This is a genomic window from Methylophaga sp., assembly GCF_030651745.1.
Genome location: NZ_JAUSCC010000145.1, coordinates 1 through 10,570, shown reverse-complemented (window position 1 = coordinate 10,570; position 10,570 = coordinate 1). Strand labels below are relative to the sequence as shown.

Genomic DNA, 10,570 nt, shown 5'->3' with positions numbered 1-10,570 from the left:
AGCGAGTTGGCACCACCTGTTCCCATCCCGAACACAGAAGTGAAACAGCTCAGCGCCGATGATAGTGTGGGAGTTCCCATGTGAAAGTAGGTCACTGCCAGGCTTTAATATAATAGAAAAGGCCACTCCGATAGGGGTGGCCTTTTTTATTATTTACCGTTTAGAAAGTGTGACCTACTTGAACGAAGTGACAAAATCGTAGAGAACGATTTTGCACGACCGCAGGGAGCCCGCAGGGTCAACCACAGGGATATGGCTGATAAGGTATGTCACCTAGGTAAACCATCCAAACACTATATTCAAAGTAACCAACCGAGGTTTTTTGTCTTGAGGTTTGGGAGTGCCCTTACCTAAGCAAGAAAACAGCAGACCTAGTCATTAACAGCTTCAATCAGTAGCAACACAAGTTGTGTGCCCAGAACTTCAAGGGCTTTCAGCGAACTCTACTGTCGATACTATTACCTGATTACGACCACTATTTTTGGCTTCATATAATGCGACATCAGCTGCTTTTATCAGTTCAGATTTTTCAATAAGGGTGTTGTGCAGATAAGCCACACCGAAGGATGCTGTAATATTGGGGAGCGGTTTATTTTGATACAGCAGTTCTAATGTGCTGATCTCTTTACATAGAATATGCGCGCGACTTATGAGATGTTCTTTATTAATATCTGGCATGATTATGATGAATTCTTCACCACCATAGCGACATATAACATCACTGCTGCGAAAATGTTTTTGCAGCATAGTTGCATATTCGACTAAAACAAGATCTCCTGCATCATGTCCATAGTTATCGTTGAAACTCTTGAAATGGTCTATATCACTTAAAATCAATCCAAGACCATGCTGGGCACGGGCACATCTATGGATCTCCCGTTCAAGACTTTCTTCCATAAACCGGCGATTGAAAAGATAAGTTAATGGATCACGTACCGATTGTGACTGCAGTGCTTCTTTAAGTTTTAAACTGACCAGTGATAAAGCAAGATTATCAGAGGTAATTTTGACTAAACGTTTGCGTGATTCAATGTAATAATTTTTTTCTTCACCAAACTTGTTTTTTGCGGCATTAAATTCGATGTGCAGCATTCCCAACATTTCGCCTTGGGCAATAATAGGTTCACAGATATAGTTGCTGACACCTTCTCTGACATGTTTGCACTTGAGTCTGCCGTCGTTGTTTAATGTAGTGTGTACTTTGCCTTGCCGAAGCGACCAACAGTCATCAGGCGCAATAACCGGAGCACTATTAATTTCTTCTTCAAGCCCCCAGGTTGTCATGGACTCTACCAGCGTTTTTTTATCATTAAATAAATACAACGCGCCTGTACAGTCAGGAAAAATCTGTTCTGCGTAATAGGAAACGATAGGGTAGGTTTCATCAACCGAACGACAGACCTGCAGGTATGAATTGAGTTGATTAATTAGATTCATCTCATAGTTGTATTGAGTTAACTCCTGATGAGATTTTTTTAGTTCATCTTCAGATAATTTTTGCTCTGTAATATCAGTTGATGATCCAACAAATCCAGAAAAGCGTCCGAAACTGTCTATATATGGTTCACCGTGATCGATAAAATGTCGATATTCACCATCTCTTCTACGCAAACGATATTCCATGGTGAATGGTTTGTAAGTTTCAAATGCATCTCTAAACACGGTTAAGCAATAATCGCGATCATCGGGATGCAAGGCATTAAACCAAGCTTTTCCGCCGAGTTTTTCTACCTTTTCCCGACCGATAAAGTTTTTATACTGATTGTTGGTAAAAATTACATTGCCATGGATATCTGTAAGCCATAATGTAACAGGCGCATCTTCCGCGAGCGTTTGAAAGTTAATTTCATCTAAAGTTAATGCTGCCGGTTTTTCATTGAGTTCTTCCATTATCTCTGTTCAACTCCATTGTTGAATTATTTATATCCGATGACTTAGCTATTTTAAATAGCCAGTATATTGCAATATGCCAGCAATATTATTGGTAATCAATTTCGCCACTTTTAGAGTCAGCCAGTCAATATTGTTAGATAAAGCAATTGGCATCTTCTATGCAGAAGTTTTCATGTCACCCAATAAGGAGGTGTTCCATGAAAAAATTCATGCTGCTGTTTTTTATCTCTTTCGCGGTTCATGCAAATGATTCAACTTCCTGGAATCGGATAATTCTGTCTGGCGGTTCGCACGTTATGATCGGATTTGTACCTCCTGATTTATTACAAGCTGATACCTTGAATATCTTTATTGAAGGGGATGGGGAGCCTGGTGTAGCTTTGAAATTAGCTCAGGAGTCAGGCGGGAATAGCGTCTATATCGGACGACCATGCCAGTATTTGAAAGCGACACGTTTTAATTCATGCAACCGAGAATTGTGGACATCACATCGTTATTCTCAAGCGGTGGTGGATTCAATGGATTTGGCTATTTCCGAAATTAAACAACGCTACAATGCTCAGAATATCCGTTTAGTAGGGTATTCGGGGGGCGGTGCTATTGCCTCCATCATCGCATCAAAAAGGGGCGATGTTGCACTATTAGTGACCGTTGCAGGCAATCTTGATCATCGGTGGTGGACCGATTTTAATTCATCTGACCCGCTATATGGCTCACTAAACCCTGTTGATTTTAGTGCAGCTTTGGAAGCAGTGCCACAAGTCCATCTAATTGGAGATCATGATTTCGTGGTGCCCGGCTCAGTATTAATGTCCTATTTATCAAAATTTAAAAGTCGCGAAAAAGTAAAAAGTTATTTGGTGGGCGGGGCTGATCATACTTGCTGTTGGTCGATGGCCGTCGCAGCAGTACTGCCACAATAATTCAAATAGCTGGCTAGCCTAGACTAGCCAGCCATTCATCATCCGATCCTTCGTTCATGCCTTCAAACAAATAGGTCGACAAATAGCGTTCACCTGTGTCAGGCAACATTGCCAGAATTACAGAGCCGGGAGCAGCGGTTTCAGCGACTTTCATCGCTGCTGCGACAGTTCCCCCACAAGAAAGCCCACAGAAGATTCCCTCCTCACTGGCTAAGCGTAAGGCCCAGTTTTTGGATTCTTCATCTGTCACTGGATATAGCTCGTCATAAACTTCACGATTTAATACATCTGGAATAAAATCCGGCGTCCAGCCCTGAATTTTGTGAGGATGCCAGTCATCTCCGGCCAGCATTGAAGCTGCAGCGGGTTCTGTGGCAACTATTTTGGTATCTGGTCTTGCGAGTTTTATCATTTCACCGGCACCAGTCAATGTGCCGCCTGTGCCCCAGCCAGAGACCCAATAATCGAGTTTTCTGCCGGCAAAATCACGGAGAATTTCAGGGCCTGTTGTATTGCGATGAAAAGCTGGATTAGCGGGATTTTCAAATTGACGGGCGAGAAACCAGCCATGTTTTTCAGCAAGTTCTTCGGCCTTTTTGACCATGCCAGTGCCTCTCTCGGCTGCTGGCGTAAGTATCACTTTTGCTCCCATCGCCCGCATGATTTTGCGGCGTTCTACTGAAAATGTTTCAACCATGGTCGCGACAAAGGGATAACCTTTTGCTGCACAGACCATAGCCAACGCGATGCCGGTGTTCCCTGAAGTGGCTTCAATAACGGTCTGTCCGGGTTTTAATACTCCACGCTTTTCGGCGTCATCTATTACGGCAAACGCTAAGCGGTCTTTAACAGAAGCCATTGGATTAAAGGCTTCAACCTTGACATACATCTCAACGTGTTCTGGTGCAATATTATTTAGTCTGACGATAGGAGTGTTACCAATAGTGTCGAGGATACTGTTGTAAATCATAAATACTCAGCCGGTTTAATAGCGATAGTCAAAAGCTTACACTAATTAGCCCGTGCAAAAAAATCCTTACAAAAAAATATTAAGGCATATATAAAAACAGCCGCAAGGCGGCTGTTGTTTAATTTTAGATAAACGTTGGATTATTAAGAAACGCTATTACTGACATGGATATTTTGTTTGGTAGATTGTTTGGCAGGTTGTTTGGCATCCGGATTTGAAGTCAACTCGAGGGCCTTCAAAATATTCTGTCTGGTAATTGAGCCGACCAGACGGTTTTCTTTAATCACGGGTAAGCATTTATAAGCTGTTTGCAGAAACTTCTGGGCGACTTCGATAATTGAAGCCTCATAATCAATCGTTTCAACTTTGTCATGCATATACTCTTCAACACGACCTGCTGCCTCACCTTGATAAGCTGCATTCAGTGCAACTTGCATACAATCTTTTTCAGAGAGAAAGCCAATAAGATTGCCACGTTGATCGATCACGGGAGCGCCGGAAATTTTAAATTCGATCAGTTGATGTATTGCCCGTAAAACATCCATTTCAGGAGTGAAAGTGATTTTGGTGCCATTCATGTGATCTTTTACTTTGAGTGATGCAAGCATGGGCTACTCCCTGAAGCTGATTAGTTTTGTTGTTGTGCCCTTTTACGGGCTTCACACTCTTCTTTTTCCTGAGTTGAGCAGGCGCCACCGCAACTACCGGATAGTCCCACCTGATTCAAACCGCCACAACTTCCTTTTATAGCAGAACGGCCAAATATTACCCCTATGGCCATGGCAAATACTGCAAGTAAAATAATAAAAAATGTGGCGATGAAAGTATTCATATTAGCCCCCAAAATCATCAAGCATAATGTTCTCAGGTTCAACACCTAAATCTTCGAGCATTTTGATGACGGCTGCGTTCATCATCGGTGGGCCACACATGTAATATTCGCAATCTTCTGGTGCCGGATGATCTTTCAGATAGTGTTCGTAGATAACGTTATGAATAAAGCCGGTATAGCCAGTCCAGTTATCTTCCGGTAAAGCATCAGATAATGCGACATGCCAGGTGAAGTTATCATTTTCAGCGGCAAGCTCATCAAAATCTTCGGTATAAAACATTTCACGTAAGCTACGGGCACCGTACCAGAAAGTCATTTTACGCTTGGATTTCAGACGGCGCAGTTGATCAAAAATATGTGAACGCATTGGCGCCATACCGGCACCACCACCGATAAATACCATTTCCTTATCAGTATCTTTGGCAAAAAACTCACCAAAGGGACCGGAAATTGTCACTTTATCGCCAGGTTTCAGATCAAAAATGTACGAAGACATGATCCCCGGTGGGACATCATCAGCATTTGGCGGGGGAGAAGCGATCCGCACGTTAAGCATCACGATGCCTTTTTCTTCTGGATAGTTGGCCATTGAGTAGGCACGAACCACGTTTTCTTTCACCACCGATTTGTAACGCCATAGATCAAAGCGATCCCAATCCGGGCGATATTCATCAGCGATGACAAAGTTTTTGTATTCAACAGTGTGTGGCGGGCATTCAATCTGAATAAAACCACCGGCACGGAAATTAACACTTTCACCTTCCGGTAATTCAAGAATTAGCTCTTTAATAAACGTAGCAACGTTATCATTGGAGCGAACAGTACATTCCCATTTTTTGACACCAAATACTTCTTCAGGCACCTGGATCCGCATATTTTGTTTAACGGCAACCTGGCAAGATAAACGATCACCTTCTGCTGCTTCACGTTTGGTGATATGTGACTCTTCAGTTGGCAGAATCGAACCGCCACCTTCGAAGATCTTCACTTTGCATTGCGCGCAGGTTCCACCACCACCACAAGCTGACGATACATACAGGTTAGCATCGGCTAAAGCCCCTAAAAGTTTGCCACCGGCCTTGGTTTTAATCGTTTTTTCATCGTTGACGATAATTTCGATATCACCGGTCGCTACCAGTTTGGAGCGGGCGCTGATAATAACGAATACCAACGCCATAATGATCAGCGTGAATAAGACGATGCCTAAAATGATTTCCATTAGAGTTGAATCCCCGAGAATGCCATGAATCCTAACGCCATCAAGCCAGCAGTGATGAAGGTGATGCCAAGGCCTTGCAGGCCGTCAGGAACGTCGGAATATTTAAGTTTCTCTCTGATGCCTGCGATTGCAGTAATAGCCAGTGCCCAGCCAAAGCCGCTGCCGACGCCGTAAACCGCACTTTCAGCAAGATTGTAATCACGTTCAACCATGAATAATGTGCCCCCTAAAATGGCGCAATTCACCGTGATTAATGGCAGGAAAATACCTAATGCGTTATAGAGTGCTGGCACATATTTATCCATGGCCATTTCAATAATTTGCACCATGGCGGCAATAACGCCGATGTAGCTGATAAGCCCCAGGAAGCTTAAATCAACATCTGGTAAACCGGCCCACGACAATGCACCTTCTTTAAGCAGATACTGATAAATGAGATTATTGGTTGGAACAGTAATAGCTTGAACGAGAATAACGGCTATACCCAAACCCAATGCAGTTTCGATTTTTTTCGACACCGCCAGGAAAGTACACATACCCAAAAAGAAGGCCAGAGCCAGATTCTCTACGAAAATCGAGCGGATAAATAGACTGAGATAATGCTCCATTTATAGAACCTCTGTGCGATGTACTTGATGAATCTGATAATCCGGCGCCTCAACTTGACGAGGTTTCCAGGTACGAATAGCCCAAATCATTAATCCGATAATAAAAAACGCACTTGGTGGCAGTAGCATCAACCCATTGGGCATATACCAACCACCTTCGTTAGCGACAGGAATAATGGTTTGACCAAACAACTTACCCGCCCCCAGCAATTCACGGAAGAAAGCCACTACCAACAACACTACGCTGTAACCCAAACCGTTACCTAAACCATCAAGAAAACTCATGCCGGGCGAATTTTTCATGGCATAAGCTTCTGCACGGCCCAATACAATACAGTTGGTAATAATCAAGCCGACAAACACGGACAGCTGTTTACTGGCTTCATAGGCATAGGCTTTAAGAATCTGATCAACAATGATTACCAGCGATGCGATGACCGTCATTTGCACAATGATGCGGATACTCGACGGAATATGGTGCCGAATCATACTGATGATGGCACCGGAAAATGCAGCTACAGTGGTCAGCGCGATACACATGATCAAAGCAGCAGTCATGTTGGTGGTCACCGCCAACGCCGAGCAGATACCTAGAACTTGTAATGTGATTGGGTTGTTATCGATTAACGGGTCGATAACATTGGTTTTTGCTTGGCTAGCCATCAGTTATTCCCCACTTCTGAACGCATGTTTTGCAAAAAAGGACCAAATCCGTTTTCACCTAACCAGAAGACCATCATGTTGGATACACCTTGACTGGTCAGAGTGGCACCAGATAGCCCATCGACTCTATATTCAGCTTGTGGTGTATTGTTGTCGACATAACCTCGAGCAACTCTAAATTCCACATTGCCATTTTCATCAAATATTTTTTTACCTTCCCATCTAGCTAACCAGCGGGAGTTTTCTATTTCACCACCTAAGCCGGGCGTTTCTGCATGTTCGTAAAAACGTAAACCGCGAATGGTATTAAAGTCATTTTCTAAAGACAGAAAACCATACATGGTCGACCACAAACCGTAACCATGTACCGGAATAACCAGCTGCTCAATTTCATCGCCCTGACGCAGAATATAAACAGTTGCATATTTAGCTCGGCTACCAATTCCAGCAATATCTTCCTGGTTACTCAAACGAACCCCCAAGTCCGGTGAGCCTGCCGCTTTACGCTGATCAAACGTGGCGGGATCGATATCATTTTCTGCAAATTCGCCTGCAGCAAGATCCACCAATTTGACTTCAAATTTCTCGAAGGCGGCTTCCATATCCATTCCTGGTTCATATTGTCCGGTCACAGCCAGAATGTTTTGGCGGATATCATTCTGTTTATTCACAATCTGCTTGGATTTGAGTGCTACAGCCGCGGTTGACACCATTACTGAGCAGACTAAGCAAAGCATAATTGCAATGAATATGGTTTTTGTCGGGTCATCATTGGGCCGCTGCATCAGCTGTCCCAAAAAGCCTTTTTTCTGAGTGATTTCTGCCATAGTTAGCTTCGCTGTAGTCTTCGTTTAATGTTGGACTGAACGACAAAATAGTCGATAAGAGGTGCAAATATATTGGCAAACAATATGGCTAACATGATGCCTTCCGGGAAGGCTGGGTTAATTACCCGAATCAATACAGTCATAAAACCGATTAATATGCCGTAGATCCAGCGGCCTTTATTGGTCATCGCTGCAGACACCGGATCAGTTGCCATAAAGACCATACCAAAGGCAAAACCACCAAGAGAAAGATGCCAATACCACGGTAAACCAAACATCGGATTAGTCTCACTACCAATCAGATTGAATAGCCAGGTGGTGGCGACCATGCCGATAAATACCCCGAAAATAATACGGAAAGAAGCAATTCGGGTATAAAGCAGGAATGCTGCGCCAAGTAATATAGCCAATGTTGAAGTTTCGCCCAGAGAGCCTGGCATATGACCGATAAAAGTCTGTGACCAGGTATAACCTGCTTCGGTTATCGCTTCCAGACCACCTAATGCCGCTAGTGCCAGAGGTGTTGCACCGGTATAACCATCGATCGCAGTCCAGATCGCATCACCGGACATTTGTGCCGGGTAGGCAAAATACAAAAATGCCCGACCAGTTAACGCTGGGTTGAGGAAGTTTTTACCGGTACCACCAAAGACTTCTTTGCCGATGACCACACCAAAGATGATACCAAGAGCGACCTGCCACAATGGCGTTGATGGTGGCAGCGTCAAGCTGTAGAGCATTGAGGTCACCAAAAAGCCTTCATTGACTTCATGGTTTCTCACCGCAGCGAAAATGACCTCAAAGGTGCCACCTGCAATCAGTGTCGTCAGATATATCGGCAAAAAGTACAACAGACCGTGGAACATGTTGGAGAACATGCTGTTGGGATCATAACCGATACCAAAACTGGTCAAAATCCAGCCACGCCAGCCTTCAAGCGTTGACATACCCAACTGGGCCATTGCACTGTTGGCTTGAAAACCGGTATTCCACAGCATGAGCATTAATACTGGAAAAGTCGCCAGAACGACATAACTCATTACTCGTTTAAGGTCGATACCATCACGTACATGCGGGGAGCCACGAGTCACATCGCCAGGACTATAGATGAACGTATCGATCATCTCATAAACGGCAAAGTACTTCTCGTAAGGTCCGCCTTTTTGGAATGACGGCTCTATCCTGTCGAGGAATCTTCTTAAACGCGCCATGGTTATCCTTCTTTTTCTATTTGTGTAAGATTGGCTCTCAGCGCAGGGCCATAATCATATTTGCCGGAGCAAACATATGAACATAGGGCCAAGTCTTCTTCATCTAACTCAAGACACCCCAAAGCTTGAGCAGAATCTGTATCTCTGACCAATAAAGCTCTCAGCAGTTGCGTTGGCAAAATGTCCAGAGGCATAACGGTTTCAAATACACCAACCGGCACCATGGCGCGTGGACTGCCATTCTGAGAAGTCGTCAATGGCAAGTCTTTTTTACCGAGCAGCTTGCTAAAGAACACATTCAAAGCAGAATATTTGTTGGCACCGCCGGGACGAATCCAGCCTAATATTTCACGGTGAGTACCTTCTTCAAGCACTGAAATCTGGTTGTGGAAACGGCCAAGATAGGCTGCCCAATTATTGGCGGTATGGCCATTGAATACTGAACCGGAAATAACGCGTGAACGTATATTTTGTAATTCACCGCGGACTAAATCTTCTGTATTAGCACCGAGGCGGGTACGAATTAATCGTGGTGTATTCACCATTGGGCCCGCCAAAGAGACAATGCGCTCAACCCAGATGTGGCCGGTGGTGAACAGCTTGCCAACGGCAATAACATCTTGATAACCGATATGCCAAACAGTTTTCTTGGTACTGACCGGTTCAATAAAATGAATATGCGTGCCAACCAATCCAGCCGGGTGTGGACCTGAGAAGGTGGGTGTTTCAAGATTCTGGATATCAGGGGTGGGTAATGCTGCTTGTGGAGCTTGGCAAAGATAGAGCTTGCCACTGGTTAAATGGCTGAGCACGGTCAGTCCATTACGGAAATCTTCAGCACATTCATTGATGATCAGATTTGGATCGGCAGCCAGCGGGTTAGTGTCAATGGCAGTAATAAAAATTGCCTTGGGTTCGCTGCCCAGTTCCGGAGTCTTACTGTACGGACGAGTACGCAGCGCTGTCCATAAACCAGATTCGACCAGATTCTGCTGTACTTGCTCACGGTTCAGGTTTGGCAGTTCATTCGGAGAATAATGCTTAAATGTGACTTGTTCATCACCTTCGAGCTGAATAACAACTGACTGCAAAGCGCGCTTGGCACCACGATTGATGGATGTTATTACACCTGAACCGGGGGCTGTATAGGTAACACCGGGTATTTTTTTATCGGTGAATAATGCTTCACCTAATTTAACCCGCTGTCCTTCTTCTACCAGCATGGTTGGCTTCATACCGACGAATTCGTGACCCAACACAGCAACAGTTGCCACCGGATTAGTTTGGCTAATTTTTTGCTCCGGGGCACCAGCAAGGGGCAATGTCAGCCCTTTCTTAATTGAGAAATGCATATCCCACCTAGTCAGAAGCAGTGCTTAAGCACTGTTGGCTTTCGAAATTTTCAACGCAGGAGTATAGCGGCT

At 44.3% G+C, this 10,570-nt stretch carries 11 protein-coding genes and 1 rRNA gene; 2 read left to right on the top strand and 10 right to left on the bottom strand.

Features of this window, described 5'->3' with window-relative positions; all coding sequences use genetic code 11:
• A 5S ribosomal RNA gene (gene rrf, locus Q7V21_RS16840) occupies nucleotides 1–103 on the top strand; the annotation flags it as partial.
• A 320-nt stretch (nucleotides 104–423) separates the two neighbouring features.
• Here rrf and Q7V21_RS16835 read toward each other — a convergent pair.
• Nucleotides 424–1,890 carry a GGDEF domain-containing protein gene (locus Q7V21_RS16835; protein WP_304918389.1) on the bottom strand — a complete coding sequence of 489 codons (1,467 nt, stop codon included), beginning with the start codon at nucleotides 1,888–1,890 and terminating at the stop codon, nucleotides 424–426.
• 200 nt (nucleotides 1,891–2,090) lie between these two features.
• Between Q7V21_RS16835 and Q7V21_RS16830 the strand changes: the two genes are divergently transcribed.
• Complete coding sequence (locus Q7V21_RS16830; RefSeq protein ID WP_304918388.1) at nucleotides 2,091–2,816, top strand: alpha/beta hydrolase; 726 nt, start codon at nucleotides 2,091–2,093, stop codon at nucleotides 2,814–2,816.
• A gap of 13 nt (nucleotides 2,817–2,829) precedes the next feature.
• Here Q7V21_RS16830 and cysK read toward each other — a convergent pair whose 3' ends face one another.
• The 9 genes from cysK to Q7V21_RS16785 all read right to left on the bottom strand — a co-directional run bounded on the left by cysK (nucleotide 2,830) and on the right by Q7V21_RS16785 (nucleotide 10,498).
• Nucleotides 2,830–3,786 carry a cysteine synthase A gene (cysK, locus tag Q7V21_RS16825; RefSeq protein WP_304918387.1) on the bottom strand — a complete coding sequence of 319 codons (957 nt, stop codon included), beginning with the start codon at nucleotides 3,784–3,786 and terminating at the stop codon, nucleotides 2,830–2,832.
• A gap of 143 nt (nucleotides 3,787–3,929) precedes the next feature.
• Entirely contained in the window at nucleotides 3,930–4,394 is a 465-nt protein-coding gene (locus tag Q7V21_RS16820) for a CBS domain-containing protein (protein ID WP_304918386.1), read from the bottom strand.
• A 20-nt stretch (nucleotides 4,395–4,414) separates the two neighbouring features.
• Nucleotides 4,415–4,618 (bottom strand): (Na+)-NQR maturation NqrM, encoded by a 204-nt coding sequence (gene nqrM, locus Q7V21_RS16815; protein WP_304918385.1) that lies wholly within the window; start codon nucleotides 4,616–4,618, stop codon nucleotides 4,415–4,417.
• Between the two features lies 1 nt (nucleotide 4,619).
• Nucleotides 4,620–5,837 (bottom strand): NADH:ubiquinone reductase (Na(+)-transporting) subunit F, encoded by a 1,218-nt coding sequence (nqrF, locus tag Q7V21_RS16810; protein ID WP_304918384.1) that lies wholly within the window; start codon nucleotides 5,835–5,837, stop codon nucleotides 4,620–4,622.
• Nucleotides 5,837–6,445 carry an NADH:ubiquinone reductase (Na(+)-transporting) subunit E gene (nqrE, locus tag Q7V21_RS16805; RefSeq protein ID WP_069296326.1) on the bottom strand — a complete coding sequence of 203 codons (609 nt, stop codon included), beginning with the start codon at nucleotides 6,443–6,445 and terminating at the stop codon, nucleotides 5,837–5,839. The genes nqrF and nqrE overlap by 1 nt, the downstream gene beginning before the upstream one ends.
• On the bottom strand, nucleotides 6,446–7,108 hold the full coding sequence (locus Q7V21_RS16800; RefSeq protein ID WP_069296325.1) for an NADH:ubiquinone reductase (Na(+)-transporting) subunit D: 663 nt from the start codon (nucleotides 7,106–7,108) through the stop codon (nucleotides 6,446–6,448).
• Entirely contained in the window at nucleotides 7,108–7,935 is an 828-nt protein-coding gene (locus Q7V21_RS16795) for a Na(+)-translocating NADH-quinone reductase subunit C (protein ID WP_304918383.1), read from the bottom strand. The genes Q7V21_RS16800 and Q7V21_RS16795 overlap by 1 nt, the downstream gene beginning before the upstream one ends.
• Before the next feature lie 2 nt (nucleotides 7,936–7,937).
• A complete protein-coding gene (locus Q7V21_RS16790; protein WP_304918382.1) occupies nucleotides 7,938–9,146 on the bottom strand; it encodes an NADH:ubiquinone reductase (Na(+)-transporting) subunit B in 1,209 nt (402 codons plus the stop codon).
• A 2-nt stretch (nucleotides 9,147–9,148) separates the two neighbouring features.
• Nucleotides 9,149–10,498, bottom strand: coding sequence for a Na(+)-translocating NADH-quinone reductase subunit A (locus tag Q7V21_RS16785; RefSeq protein ID WP_304918381.1), 1,350 nt, complete (start codon nucleotides 10,496–10,498; stop codon nucleotides 9,149–9,151).
• Between the last annotated feature and the right edge of the window lie 72 nt (nucleotides 10,499–10,570).